Here is a 13345-nt window from a genome sequence, read left to right on the forward strand (position 1 = left end):
CCGCCGCGGCCTTGATCGACAAGAAGACTTGCTTAACCGTAGATGGCTTTGAGCACCTCGGCCAGCTTGTAGCCGCCCTTGATCAACTGTTCCTTGGCAATCTGCGAGCTCGGCACCGGATAGTTGTTCGGCACTTCCAGCGCGAAGGTGTAATAGGTCTCGCCTTTCTTGCTGATTTGCGGCGTGATCTTGCCCGGCACCACGTCGGCGTAAGCAAACTTCGACACGACCAGCGCGTCGTCCGCCCACTGGTAAGGCCAGGTCGCCACGTCGCCGCTGTTCGCCTTGATGGCCGGCTTGCTGTCGATCGCAAACTGGGCGAACTGCGCTGGAGTTTTCGTCTGCACGCGACGGAAGGCGTAGTCCACCGTGGTGCTGTCCCAGTACGAGTGGAACGGCTTCGTCAGCGCCTTCGGCACGCCTTCCTTGATCGGCTTCGGTTCGCCCGGCGGGATCAGGTTGGCGCTCAGCTGGGTCAGCCTTTCGTCGTCCAGCAGCAGGTTGTTGCCGCCACGCGAATCGAAGATCGCCGCTTCGTCGACTTCCGCATGGGTCTTCGGCACCACGAACTTGCCGTCCTTGGAAACGAAAGCCGCACCCACGTGCAGCGGCTGGTGAATGTCGCCGGTCATGTGGGTCAGCAGGATCAGAGCCTGGCGCTTGGTGAACTTGTGCGGGTTCAGGGCCGGGTCGGTTTTACCTTGCAGCACGGCGATGCACTGCTTCAGGGTCTGCACGATATCGACCTTGCTCGTGCCGACGCCGTGATCATGGTAGTGCTCGAGCTGGAACGGGACGTCGGTGTAGTGGTACTCGCTGTGCTTCGGGTTGGCGGTCGTGTACTCCACCATTTCCGGCGACTGCGGGCCGCAATAGGTGCCCTTCACGCAGTCCGGCCAGTTGGCGATCGATTCGAGCGTCTCGCCCGGCAGCAGCAAGGCGGCAATCTGCTTCTGCGCATTCGTGCCCTTCAGCAGTTTGTCGGCGATCGCACCGACCGCGCGGTGGCCGTCGCCGCCCCAGGCCAGCGCGTTGTGGGATGCGAAAGCGCCGGCAAGCGCGAGGACACAGGCTAGTTTTTTCATGGATGGTTCCTTGGATTGAACGGTGCTGCGATTATTGTGGCGTGCGCACTTTGTCGATGCGCGTCGACGGGGCCAGGCCGGCTTGCGCGCCGCCCGCGCCCGGATTCCTGGCGATGTACTCGCTCAGGGCATCGAGGTCGACGATCTGGGTGTCGACGCGCTTCGTGCCCTTGGCAAATTCCGGGAAATTGTCACCGCCTTCGGCCAGGAAGTTATTGGCGACCACGCGATAGGTTTGATTGTCATCGACAGGCTTGCCGTTGAACTTCAGGCTGCCCGGCACCAGGCGCTGGCCGATCGGACGCTTTTCGTCCCAGGTGTAGCTCAGGCCTTGCGACACTTGCAGGATGGTGGCGCCCGATGCGCTCGGACGCTGCCACTGCTGCTCGAGCAGGCGGCGCAATTGCGCGCCGGTCAGGTCCAGTACCACCAAGGTATTCCCGAACGGCAGCACCGCCTGGGCGTGGCCGAAATTGGTGGTCAGCGCGGCGTCCGAGGTCTCCAGGTCCTTGCGGATGCCACCATTGTTCATGAAGCCGATCTGGGCGCCTTGCGCGCGGGTCGCGGCCAGCACGGCGTCGGCGATCAGGTTACCTAACGGCGATTCGCCGGCCTCATTCGCCCTGCGCGCCACGGTGGCGGTGCCGAGCTTGCCGAGCGGACGCGCCAGCGCCGCGCGGCTGCGTTCCTTCACGCCGGCGAGATAGGCGCTGACTTGCGGATCGGCCGGGAACTTCGCCGGATCCATGACGACGTTTTTCACGTCGATGTCGGCGATGGCGCCGCTGCTCGCATCCACCTTCAGTGCGATGCGCGACAGCAGATGCCCCGCAGCATCGGCCTGGGTCACGACGCGGCCGTCGACCGTGCACAGGTAGCCCTGGTGCGAGTGGCCGGTAATGACCAGGCGGATCGCCGGATCGAGCTTCTTGACGATGTCGACCACGCCGCCGGTCAGGCCCTTGCAACCCGGCTGGTCCGGGGACTCGTCGGTGCGGCCGCCTTCGTGGATCAGGGCGATGAAGACCTTGGCGCCGTCGGCGCGCATCTGCGGCAGGGTCTTGTTGATGGCGTCGGCTTCGTCGATGAAGTCCAGGCCGGCAATGGCGGAGGCCACCGCGACCGAGGCGGTTCCCTGCAGCACGGCGCCGGCGACGCCGACTTTCACGCCTTTCACGTCTTCGACACGATAGGCGGGCATGAAGGGTTTGCCGGTCGCGCTGTCGAGCACGTTCGCAGCGAGGTAGGTGAAGCGCGCGCCGCGGTAGTCCGGGCTCAGGCGGCAAGCCTTGCCGGGTCGCGGCGAATCGCAGCCGCCGGCCTGCTGGCGCAGCAGTTCCTTGCGGCCCTGGTCGAATTCATGGTTGCCGACCGAGGACAGGCGCAGGCCGAGCAAATTCATCGCTTCGATGCTCGGCTCGTCGGCCCACATCGAGGACAGCGCCGGGCTGGCGCCGATCAGGTCGCCCGCGCCGATGAACAGCAGGTCCTTGTCTTCCTTGCGCCAGGCGGCCAGCGCGCCGCTCAGGGCTTCGATGCCGCCAGCGCGCAGGGTCTCGCTTTTCCCGGTGGCGGCGCTGGTGTAGGTGTACTTGCTTGGTTCGAGGTTGCCGTGAAAATCGTTGATGGCAACGAGGTTCAGCGTGACCGGCCCACGCGGGGTCGTGGTGCAGCCGGCGGCCAGCAGGGCCAGCGCCAAAATGGACAAACGGGCGCGTGCGCGCGGGGAAACGGTCATGACTTACCTTACTGATAGAAAACGGGGACGGTCCCGCGTGGGCAAACGGAATTATTGCACGTAGGCCAGCGCGCGGCCATCTTTACAGGCCCTCGCCTTTCCACGAAAAAAAGGGCCGGTGTTTCCACCGGCCCTTCGTCATCCTACAGGCAGGGAATCAAGTATTAGAACTCGTACTTGACGGTTGCCTGGATGGCCCACTGCGATTCGCCCTTGGCTTGGCGCACGTTCAGGTCTTCCACGTTGTTACGCACAGCGTAGATGTACTTGCCCGATGCATCCAGGCCAGCGTAGTCGACGAAGCTACGTGCTTGCGCACCGGCCGACTGGAAGCCGACTTCTTCGATACGGCCCCACTTCTTGTTCAGCAGGTTGCCGAAGTTCAGGATGTCGAGCGAGAAGCTGGCCTTGTGCTTGGCCATGAAGCCAGGCAGTTCCTGGGTGATCTTCACGTCGAAGCTGTTGGTCCACTTCGAGAAGTCGCTGTTACGCTCGACCACGCCACCCTTTGCCTTGCTCAGGGCCTTGTTCGAATTGACGATGTCCCAGAACTTGGTCTCGTTGGCCTTGTTGGCCGCGGTGTCGCCGAAGAACACGACTTCGCCCGAACCGAAGGCCGTCGGGATGTACATCAGGTCGTTACCTGCCAGGCCGTCGCCGTTCAGGTCGTTGTTGATGGTCCAGCTGTACGGCTTGCCCGAACGGCCTTCATAGAAGACGCCCAGACGGGTGCGGTAGTTGCCGAAGAAGCGCTTCTCCCACGACATGCGGGCATTGATACGGTCTTTCACCAGGTACGAGGAGTTGGCGGCAACTTCTTCGTTCGGGTTGAAGACCGAGCGGCCCGACCAGTTCGAGTTCGAGGTCGACGAGGTCAGCGGCGAGACTTCGGTCGCGTTGGTGTGCGAGTAAGCCACCGACCAGCCGAAGCCCTGGCGGGTCGGGCTCGTCAGCGAGATAGTCGCGACCTGGGCGTCGCCCTTGTCGGTGCCCTTAGCCAGCAGCACGTTGCCGTAGTTCAGGTTCGAACGGGCCTTGGCAGTCGCCTGGCAGGCAGTGTTAATGGCGATCGCGTTGTTGCTGAACGTGTAGCACTGCTGGAACGCGCCGGCTGCGTTGCGGTTCAGGCCGCCTGGAGCGTAATACAGTTCGCGGCCGTCGGTACCGATTGCGGTCGGTGCGCCCACGTTCAGGTTCTGGTAGAAGATCGCGTTCTTGTTCTGGGTCGCCAGCAGCTCGGCGCCGAACACCAGACCGTACCATGGCAGCTCATGCTCGAATGCCAGGTTGGCTTTCCAGATCGACGGCTGCTTCAGGTCCGGCGACAGGATGTCGACGTTGGCGGCCGGGGTGGCGCCAGTGACCGTGCGCTGCGCGTTCACGTCAGGCGTGAAGGTGCCGTCGGTGGTCGGGCAGCGGGTTGCGCCGGAGCCCGAGCAGGTGATGATGCGGGTCGCGACGCCCGGGTTCGAGAACGGGTTCGACATCCAGACGGTTGCCGCGGCGCCCTGGAACAGGCCGAAACCGCCGCGCAGCTGCATCGGACGTGCCGAGTCGAACTTGTAGTTGAAGCCGACGCGCGGCTGCCACAGCTTCTGGCCGTCGAAGGTCTGGGTGTTGTCGTAGCCGTAGCCACCGGTCTGGCGGCCGAACGAGCCGGTACCGGCGATGGTCGGCGCGGCGACTGCGGCATTCTGCAGCGGACGGTTGTCGACGTCGGTCAGGTCGACGCGCACGCCGGCGCTGACGGTCAGGTTCTTGTTGACGTTCCAGTTATCCTGCAGGAAGAAACCGGTGTTCTTCATCGTGAACTGGGCAATCGCGTTGCTCAGCGAACCGCCGGCGACCGGCAGCTGCACGGTGTACGACGACGGACGGCCACGGGTGAAGTTCTCGTAGATCGCCGCTTCGATCTGGGCGGCGGTCACGTTGTTGCCTGCGCAGTTGAAGGTGCTGCCGGCGGCGACGCCCGGCACCGTGTTGTAGGCGAAGTTGCTGTCGCACTGGAAGGTGTAGTTGCCGAACACGTTCTGCAGGAACGCGTTGTAGACCTCGTTCGAGGTGTAGTCGGCGCCGGCCTTGAATTCGTGGTCGCCCCACTTGTAGTTGGCGCCCGCGTACAGGTCGAGGGTCTTGGTGCCCAGCACGTTGTTGTGACGGCTGTTTTCGGTACCGGTGTTCAGGAAGCGGGTGCCGGTGCGGGTGCCGCTCGGCGCGTCCGACGGCAGCGGGCCGCTGAACGAGAACGACATGGTCGGCAGCTGTGCGTTGTTGATCGGCACCGAGTCGTAGTCACGGGTCGAGGCGCGGAATTCGGTCGAGAAGTTCTCGGTCCAGTCCGAGAACACCTGGGCCACGGCCGTCTCGATGGTCTTGTCCTGGTTGTAGAACTGCGAGCTCAGGGACACGCCGGTCTGCGAGAAGCCCGGGAAGATCGGCTCGTTCTGCGAGGTCTTCGAGTAACGGAAGTTGGCGCGGTGGTCGTCGTTGATGTTCCAGTCGACCTTGAAGGTGCGCTCTTCGGTCTTCATCTTGGTGCCCTCGGGGATCGAGTTGCTGCCGAGGTCGAAGCCGTAGGTCTTGCTGGCGATGTCTTGCAGGCGCGCGATCTGGGTCGGGCTGATGCCGACGGTGGTGCCGGAGCCCGAGCCGATGGCGTTGAATTCAGGACCGCTGCGGGTGCTTTCGTAGTTCTCGGCCAGGGCGAAGAAGAACAGCTTGTCCTGGATCAGCGGGCCGCTGACCCACAGGCCCTTGGTGTTGTCCTTGAACTCAGGCGCGTCGTTGTAGTTGCCGGTGGTCGCGTCGTAGCGCTTGCCGACCAGGCGGTCGTCGCGGGTGATGTAGTAGGCGCCGCCGTGGTACACGTTGGTACCCGACTTGGTGACGGCGTTGACGTTAGCGCCGGTGTAGCCGCGCTGGGTCACGTCGTAGTTGGCCACGTTCACCTGCACCGAGGCGATCGCTTCCATCGAGATCGGCTGGCGGGCGGTCGGGCTGCCGTTGGCTTCCAGGCCGAAGGTGTCGTTGATGGCGACGCCGTCGATGGTCATCGAGTTGTAGCGCGAGTTCTGGCCGGCCACCGACATTTCGCCGCGTTCCTTGTCGGTCTGCGACACGCGTGGGTCGATACGGGCGAAGTCCTGCAGGTTGCGGTTGATCGATGCCTGGGTTTCCAGGTCGGCGCGGGTCAGCGTGGTGACCGAACCCATCGAGCTGTTCGAGAAGATTTCCGAACGGGCGCGGTTGCCGGTGACGGCGACGGTCTGCATCTGCTGGCCGAGGGTCGCGTCGACGGCGGCGGTTTCCGCCAGCTCGACGAACACGTTCTCGCGTTTTTCGGTGATGCCGTTCTTGGAGATAATGATCGTGTACGGACCGCCGACACGCAGGCCGCGTGCGACGTAGCGGCCTTCAGCGTCGGTGACGACGTTGCTGACAGAGCCCGACTCGGTGTGGACGATCTGCACCTGCGCGCCTGCAGCCGGCGCACCATCCGCACCCGAAACACGGCCGCCGATGGCCGAGGTGGTGTTCTGTGCGAACGTCGGTGCTGCCGACAACGCAATCGACAAAGCCAGCGCCAGCTTGGTCAGCCGGATCTGTTGTTGAGTGATCATTATTAAAACCCCAAAATAGACTTAATAGTTATTTGGGCGCCCGTAAGCGCCCCTCTTTACAAGTACTGCAAGCTTCGATGCTGCGTTGCGCAGCGGAGACCAGCCGGCCCTCCAGAGGACCGAGCGATTGTAAAAAGGAAATATGTCACCCTCGTTACGACCGCTCTTGAAAAAACTTCAAGCATATTTACTAACAACAACAAATATGCATGACTGTCCTTGGCGAGACAAATACGTTTTTCGTTGGCGATTTATACTGCCCACCTCTTAATCGCCCAAAAATCGTGCAGTTTGACGCCGCGCAGGGATTTCCCCAAGCAAAATCACAAGGCGCGATTATACGGAAGGCATTCTTGGCTGAAATATTTTGATAAAACTTTTCTGCATTCGCCCCACGGGCTGCGGGAATTTGTGGCGACTTGACCACAAACCTTATCTAGGCAATAACATTTGTCTGTTTCATCACGGTGCACGGCGTGGTGCACACGTAAAAACGGCAGCCTTGCGCTGCCGTTCTTGAACACACTAATTAGTGTTTCGACCGTCGCTCGGGCACAACGGTTTTTACCATTTTTGCCACATCGGCTTCGAAGGCGGCGAAGCGCGCATCGAGCTGGCGCGTCAGGCGCGCCTTGTCGGCGGCGGGCAGGAAGGCGTAGCGGATGCTGTTGTACGAGGTCTTCTTCATTTCCGCATAGTCCGGCTTGTAGCGGCTGGCGAACAGCACGTATTCCTGCGACAGCGTGTGGCGCGTGACGCCGGCGTCGTCGGTCGAGATCACGTAGGGCACGCCGTATTTGCGGTACAGGGTGATCGGGTGGTTCTCGCCCTTGATGCCGCTAATAAAAGCGTTCGAGGTCAGGTTGATCTCGACCGGGATATCCTTCTCGCGCATCGTGCGCAGGATGGCCGGGGCGTTCGCCTCGTGCGCCAGGTCGATGCCGTGGCCGATGCGGTCGGCGCCGGCCACCGTCAAGGCCTGGTCGATGTGGAACTTCAGGCCTTCCGGCGGCACCTCACCCAGCGCCAGCTCGCCCGCATGCAGGGCCACCTTGACGTTCGGGTACAGGGGTTTCAGGAAACGGAACATCTTCATGTGCAGCGCATAGTCACGCATCGACACCATCGTGCTTTCCTGGCCGACGATGTTGACGCCGACCACCTTGCCGCCGTTCGATGCCGACTTGAAGGCGGCGACCATCGCGGAAAACACCTGCGACGGGTTCAGCAGGCGCAGCACATAGGTCTGGTAGCGCATCGTGAAGCGCTCGTCGTCGATGCCGGCGGCCGCTTCGTCGATCTTCGCCGTGAAGTCGGCGATCGATTTCGCGAACGCCGGGTCGCGCTCCAGCGCTTCCATCGCGCGGCGCAGTTCCGCGTCCAGGCCGGCGTCGTCGTTCGCCAGCTGCCAGGCGCGCGCGTCGAATTCGGCATTGGCAACCGTCGGCGCCATCTTGAACATGGTTTCGATGTAGCTGACGTTTTCCGCGATCGCGCGCTTCTTGAGTTCCTGCAGGCCTTCCTTGAAGTTCGCGTTCGAGACCGGGCCGAAGTAGCCGAAGGTCTGGAAGAACAGGCGGTCCGGCGGCGGGTTCAGGACGCCGTGGTTGTCGAAGTCCTTGTTCGACCAGCGCTGCACCAGCTCGCGCCAGGTGTAGTCGTCGGCATAGACCTCGGCGCTGTTCAGGCAGTTGCGTTCCTTCGCCGGTTTCGCGCGTTCGGCGGCGATCACGGCCTTGTCCTGCTCGATGCGGTAGGTCCGCTTGTTCACGCACAGGCCCTGGCGGTCGAGGAAGTCGAGGTATTGCTCGACATAGATCGCGCCCGAGTAATGGTGGTGCAGGTCGCCCCCCTTCGGCATCTGCGTGAAGAACATGGTCAGCTCGGCCAGCTTCGGATCCTGGCCGGCGATGAGCGCGGCGTAATGACGGCTGGTCGCCGCCTCATTGGCCTGGCGCGATGCGGTGGCCGGCTCCTTGGCCATGGCGCCGGCCGGGGCGGCGACGGCCAGGGCGATCAGCAGGCGGCTGATGGTGTTCTGCATGACGGGTCTTTCTTGATGGGTTGACGTGGCCGCGCAACTTTAACGGCTTCGTGCAGTGTTGGCAACGTCGGGCCAACGGTACGCACAGATCCGCGCGGGCATGCCCGCCCTACGTTGCGCATCGGCCAGTGGCTGTCGTGTACCGTAGGGCGGGCATGCCCGCGCGGATTCAAAACACCGATAACGTATCAGGCAACAGCCCCACTGCGCTCGTGCACCTTGACGCCGGCCGCGTACGTGGCACGGATCGCCCGGTCGTCGCCCAGCAGCGCCAGCGCGAACAGCTGTTCTTCCAGCGTGTCGCAGTGGCTGCTACGGCGCGCCAGCAGCGGCGTCGACTTCGGGTCGAGGACGACAAAGTCCGCTTCCGCGCCGACCGCGAAACTGCCGATCGTGCCTTCCAGGTCCATTGCGCGCGCGGCGCCCAGGGTGGCCAGATAGAACATGCGCAGCGCCGGCAGGTAGCTGCCCTTCAGGCGCGCGACCTTATACGCTTCGTTCATGGTCTGCAGCATCGAGAACGAGGTGCCGGCGCCGACGTCGGTACCGAGGGTCACCTTGGCGCCCGCACCGTCGGCCTTTTCGAAATCGAACAGGCCGCTGCCCAGGAACAGGTTCGAGGTCGGGCACACGGAGGCGCTTGAGCCGGTCGCCGCCATGCGCGCGAAGTCCTCGTCGTCGAGCCAGATGCAGTGGCCGAACAGCGCGCGCGGACGCATCAGGCCATAGCCGTCATACACGTCGAGGTAGCTGCGCGAAGCCGGATACAGTTCGCGCACCCAGCTGCACTCGTCCTTGTTTTCCGAGACGTGGGTCTGGATGAAGGTGTCCGGATAGGCCTTGGCCAGTTCGGCGATCGTCTGCAATTGGGCCGGGGTCGAGGTCGGCGCGAAGCGCGGCGTGATCGCGTACAGCGAGCGCGCGTGCTTGTGCCACTTGTTGATCAGGGCTTCGCTCTCGCCCACCTGCCCTTCGACGTCGCGCAGGAAGTCCGGGCAGTTCCGGTCCATCAGCACCTTGCCTGCCACCATGCGCAGATTGCGCGCCTCGCTGGCTTCAAAGAAGGCGTCGACCGATTCGCGGTGCACGGTGCAGTAGACCACCGCGGTGGTGGTGCCGCAGCGCGTCAGTTCGTCGAGGAAGAACTCGGCCGTCGCGCGCGCATGCGCCGGGTCGCCGAACTGGCGCTCGGTCGGGAAGGTGTAGGTGTCGAGCCAGGGCAAGAGGCCCGGCGCCGGGGAAGCGATCATGTCCGTCTGCGGATAATGCAGGTGGGTGTCGATGAAGCCGGGCGTGATGATCTGGCCGCGGTAGTCGTGCGGCTCGAGGCCGGACGGCAGCGTGGACACGAGCTTCCCGTAATCGCCGGCCGCCTTGACGCGCCCGTTTTCGATGACGAGCAGGCCGTCCTGGTGCCAGGAATACGCATCCTCGGCAAAGGCCGGGTCGGCGTGAAAATGCAGCAAGCTCGCACGGTAGGCTTGCACGGTAGTGGGTGCGGTGGACATCAGTTGGATTCCGGAGAAACTTCAGGGTGACTGGCGGCGTCAAACGCCTCCCAGACGGTAAGCAGTTGCGCCGCGCAGGATGCAGCAATCACGGCCGGCGCCTTGCCGGCGATGCCGGGCAGGCCGATCGGGCAGACCATGGCGTCGATGCGCTCGTTGGCGATGCCGCGCTCGCGCAGGCGGTGCTCGAACTGGCGGCGCTTGGTATCGGATCCGATCAGGCCGAACCAATCCCGCAGTTGCGTCGATTGGGGACGCGACAGTATCGCAATCGACAGGCGCAGGTCAAGTGCATGGCTGTGGGTCATCACCAGGAAGGTGGTGCCGGGCGCGGCTTGTTCAACCAGCGCCTCGGGGATGTCGGTGGCCTCGATGGTGACGTTGGCCGGCACCGTGGCCGGGAACAGGTCCTCGCGCTCGTCGACCCAGGTCACGCGGCAAGGCAGCTCGGCCAGCGCGCGCACGATGGCGGCGCCGACGTGGCCGGCGCCGAACAGCATCAGGTGGGCGCGCGGGGCGAGGACGGCGTCGGCGAGCCAGCGGCGGCCGTCGGCGTCGGTGAAAACGTGGGTGCCGCCGGTGCGGTCGAAAGCGGGAACGGCGGCGCCGGCGAGTTGGCGGCCTGCGCCGTCGAACAGCGCCCAGGCCGGCGCATCGAGTGCGAGCACGCGGATGCTGTCGAGATGGCGGCGCGCATCCAGCAAGGCTATCTGGTCACGGTCGACCGGCTCGAACACCAGATGCGCGATCCCGCCGCAGCACTGCCCCAGGCTGGGCCCCAGTGCAAAGCGCTCCAGGCGCGGCTGGCCGCCCTCTTCCAGCATCCTGCGCGCGATCTCGATCGCGCGATGCTCGAGGTGGCCGCCGCCGATCGTGCCCGCAAAGCCCGCGGCGGTGACGAGCATCTTCGCCCCCGGCTCGCGCGGCACGGAGCCTTCGACGATGGCGACCGTGACCAGCACGGCCGGCGCCGACGTTGTATGCCGCGCGGCTGTCAGCCAGTCGTCCATCACGCTTGCGCAGCCGCTGCTTCGACGAAGGCGATCGCGTCGAGGATCTCCTCGCTCGTCGCCGGCGCGTTCAGGGGCGGATTGACCCGGTGGCCGCCGACGCTGGAAATCGCATCGCGGATCGCGAAGAAGACCGAGAACGGCAGCAGCAGCGGCGGCTCGCCCACGGCTTTCGAGCGGTGGATGCTGTCTTCGACGTTGCGGTTCTCGAACAGGCGCACGCGGAAATCCTGCGGACAGTCGGACACGCCCGGAATTTTATAGGTCGAGGGCGCGTGCGTCATGAGCTTGCCGCCCGGGTTCCACCAGAGTTCTTCGGTGGTGAGCCAGCCCATGCCCTGGATAAAGGCGCCTTCGACCTGGCCGATGTCGATCGCCGGATTGAGCGACTGACCGGCATCGTAAAGCGCATCGGCCCGCAGCAGTTTCCATTCGCCGGTGAGCGTGTCCACCACGACCTCGGACACCGCCGCGCCGTAGGCAAAATAGGAAAAGGGCCGGCCGTTCATGGTCTTGGCATCCCAGGACAGGCCCGGGGTCGCATAAAAACCGTCCGACCAGAGCTGCACGCGGGCGAGATAGGCTTTCTGCACCAGCGCCGGGAATGGCACTTCCATGCCATTCACGAAGATGGTATCTGCCGCGAAGCGCACATCGCCTGCTTCGCCGCCGTACTGAAGCGCCGCGAAGGCCGCGAGGCGCTCCCTGATCTGGCGCGCCGCGTCCTGCGCCGCCTTGCCGTTCAGGTCGGCGCCGGTGGAGGCGGCGGTGGCCGAGGTATTCGCGACCTTGCTGGTGTTGGTGGCGGTGGCACGGACGTGGTCCATGTCCACGCCCAGTTCGTGGGCGACGACCTGCATCACCTTGGTGTTGATGCCCTGCCCCATCTCGGTACCGCCGTGGTTGACCATGATGGAACCGTCCACGTACACGTGCACCAGCGCGCCCGCCTGGTTCAGGTGGGTGACGTTGAATGCGATCCCGAATTTCACAGGCGTGAGCGCCAGGCCCTTCTTCAGCACCGGGCTGCCGGCATTGAAGGCGGCGATCGCTGCGCGCCGCGCGCGGTACTCGCTCGAGGTCTCGAGTTCGGCCACCAGTTCGTGGATGACGTTGTCCACGACCGCCTGGCCGTAGGGCGTGACGTTGCGCTCGGTTTTGCCATAAAAATTCAGCTTGCGCACGTCGAGCGCATCCATGCCGAGATTGCGCGCGATCTCGTCCAGCACGTATTCCATCGCGATCGCGCCTTGCGGGCCGCCGAAGCCGCGGAAGGCCGTGTTCGACTGGGTATTGGTCTTGCCGCAGGCGGCGCGGATGTCGACGTCGGACAAATAATATGCGTTGTCGTAGTGGCAGACCGCGCGCGTGGCGACCGGCCCGGACAAGTCGGCCGAGAAGCCGGCGCGCGACACCATGTCGACTTTCGCCGCCAGGATGCGCCCCGCGTCGTCGTAGCCGACTTCGTATTCATAATAGAAGCAGTGGCGCTTGCCGGTGACGAGCATGTCGTCGTCGCGGTCGGCGCGCAGTTTTACGGGGCGCTTGAGCTTGTGCGCGGCGATCGCGGCGGCCGACGCCCACAGCGCCGATTGCGATTCCTTGCCGCCGAAGCCGCCGCCCATACGGCGGCACTCGACGACCACATGGTGCGAATGCAGGCCGAGCGCGTGCGCGACCACGTGCTGCATCTCGCTCGGGTGCTGGGTCGAACACTGCACCAGCATGCCATTGTCTTCGCCCGGAATCGCATAGGCGATCTGGCCTTCCAGGTAAAACTGTTCCTGGCCGCCGACATAGAGTTTGCCGGCGACCTTGCGCGGCGCGTTTGCGAAGGCCGTCTCGGCATCGCCGCGCGCCAGGCGCATCGGCGGCACGACATAAGACTTGGCGGCGTGCGCTTCCTGCGGCGTGAGAATGGCCGGCAGTTCCTCGTATTCGATCTTCGCCAGGCGCGCGGCGCGGCGAGCGTTGTCGTGGCTGTCGGCGACGACGATGAAGACCGGCTGGCCGACGTATTCCACCTTGCCGTCGGCGAGAATCGGGTCGTCGTGGATGATCGGGCCGCAGTCGTTGGTGCCGGGGATGTCCTTCACGGTCAGCACGGAGACGACACCGCGCGCCGCGCGCACGGGCGCCAGGTCGAGCGAGACGATGTGCGCATGCGGCTTGGCTGATAAGCCGAGCGCCGCGTGCAGCGTGCCCGCCACTTCGGCGATATCGTCGGTATAGGTGGCCTGGCCGAGCACGTGCAGCGTGGCCGATTCGTGCGGCCGGGCGCGACCGACCGCTGCCCACGCCGCCTGCTTGATTGCTGGTGCGCCTGCGTCGTTCATGCTG

At 64.4% G+C, this 13345-nt stretch carries 7 protein-coding genes; all 7 read right to left on the minus strand.

Annotation, left to right across the window (positions count from 1 at the left end; translation table 11 throughout):
* Positions 1–32: 32 nt before the first annotated feature.
* Positions 33–1085 (minus strand): S1/P1 nuclease, encoded by a 1053-nt coding sequence (locus C2862_RS11855; RefSeq protein WP_136220326.1) that lies wholly within the window; start codon positions 1083–1085, stop codon positions 33–35.
* Positions 1086–1116: 31 nt separating this feature from the next.
* Positions 1117–2823, minus strand: a complete 1707-nt coding sequence (locus C2862_RS11860; protein WP_136220327.1) for a bifunctional UDP-sugar hydrolase/5'-nucleotidase — start codon at positions 2821–2823, stop codon at positions 1117–1119.
* A 164-nt stretch (positions 2824–2987) separates the two neighbouring features.
* Complete coding sequence (locus tag C2862_RS11865; protein WP_136220328.1) at positions 2988–6443, minus strand: TonB-dependent receptor; 3456 nt, start codon at positions 6441–6443, stop codon at positions 2988–2990.
* Positions 6444–6972: 529 nt separating this feature from the next.
* Positions 6973–8487 carry an adenosine deaminase gene (locus tag C2862_RS11870; RefSeq protein ID WP_136220329.1) on the minus strand — a complete coding sequence of 505 codons (1515 nt, stop codon included), beginning with the start codon at positions 8485–8487 and terminating at the stop codon, positions 6973–6975.
* 188 nt (positions 8488–8675) lie between these two features.
* Positions 8676–9995, minus strand: coding sequence for a guanine deaminase (gene guaD / locus C2862_RS11875; protein ID WP_136220330.1), 1320 nt, complete (start codon positions 9993–9995; stop codon positions 8676–8678).
* Positions 9995–11005, minus strand: coding sequence for a xanthine dehydrogenase accessory protein XdhC (gene xdhC, locus C2862_RS11880; protein ID WP_136220331.1), 1011 nt, complete (start codon positions 11003–11005; stop codon positions 9995–9997). The genes guaD and xdhC overlap by 1 nt, the downstream gene beginning before the upstream one ends.
* On the minus strand, positions 11005–13341 hold the full coding sequence (xdhB, locus tag C2862_RS11885; protein WP_136220332.1) for a xanthine dehydrogenase molybdopterin binding subunit: 2337 nt from the start codon (positions 13339–13341) through the stop codon (positions 11005–11007). Before xdhB ends, xdhC begins: the two co-directional genes overlap by 1 nt.
* Positions 13342–13345 lie beyond the last annotated feature (4 nt).

This window comes from Massilia sp. Mn16-1_5 (assembly GCF_004798585.1).
In the GTDB taxonomy this organism is placed as follows: Bacteria; Pseudomonadota; Gammaproteobacteria; order Burkholderiales; family Burkholderiaceae_D; genus Telluria.

What these genes read in the sequence shown, in the direction of transcription:
- xdhC (WP_136220331.1), bottom strand. Translation starts at nt 11,005, where the DNA reads ATGGACGACTGGCTGACAGCCGCGCGGCATACAACGTCGGCGCCGGCC.
- C2862_RS11870 (WP_136220329.1), bottom strand. Translation starts at nt 8,487, where the DNA reads ATGCAGAACACCATCAGCCGCCTGCTGATCGCCCTGGCCGTCGCCGCC.
- C2862_RS11860 (WP_136220327.1), bottom strand. Translation starts at nt 2,823, where the DNA reads ATGACCGTTTCCCCGCGCGCACGCGCCCGTTTGTCCATTTTGGCGCTG.
- guaD (WP_136220330.1), bottom strand. Translation starts at nt 9,995, where the DNA reads ATGTCCACCGCACCCACTACCGTGCAAGCCTACCGTGCGAGCTTGCTG.
- C2862_RS11855 (WP_136220326.1), bottom strand. Translation starts at nt 1,085, where the DNA reads ATGAAAAAACTAGCCTGTGTCCTCGCGCTTGCCGGCGCTTTCGCATCC.
- xdhB (WP_136220332.1), bottom strand. Translation starts at nt 13,341, where the DNA reads ATGAACGACGCAGGCGCACCAGCAATCAAGCAGGCGGCGTGGGCAGCG.
- C2862_RS11865 (WP_136220328.1), bottom strand. Translation starts at nt 6,443, where the DNA reads ATGATCACTCAACAACAGATCCGGCTGACCAAGCTGGCGCTGGCTTTG.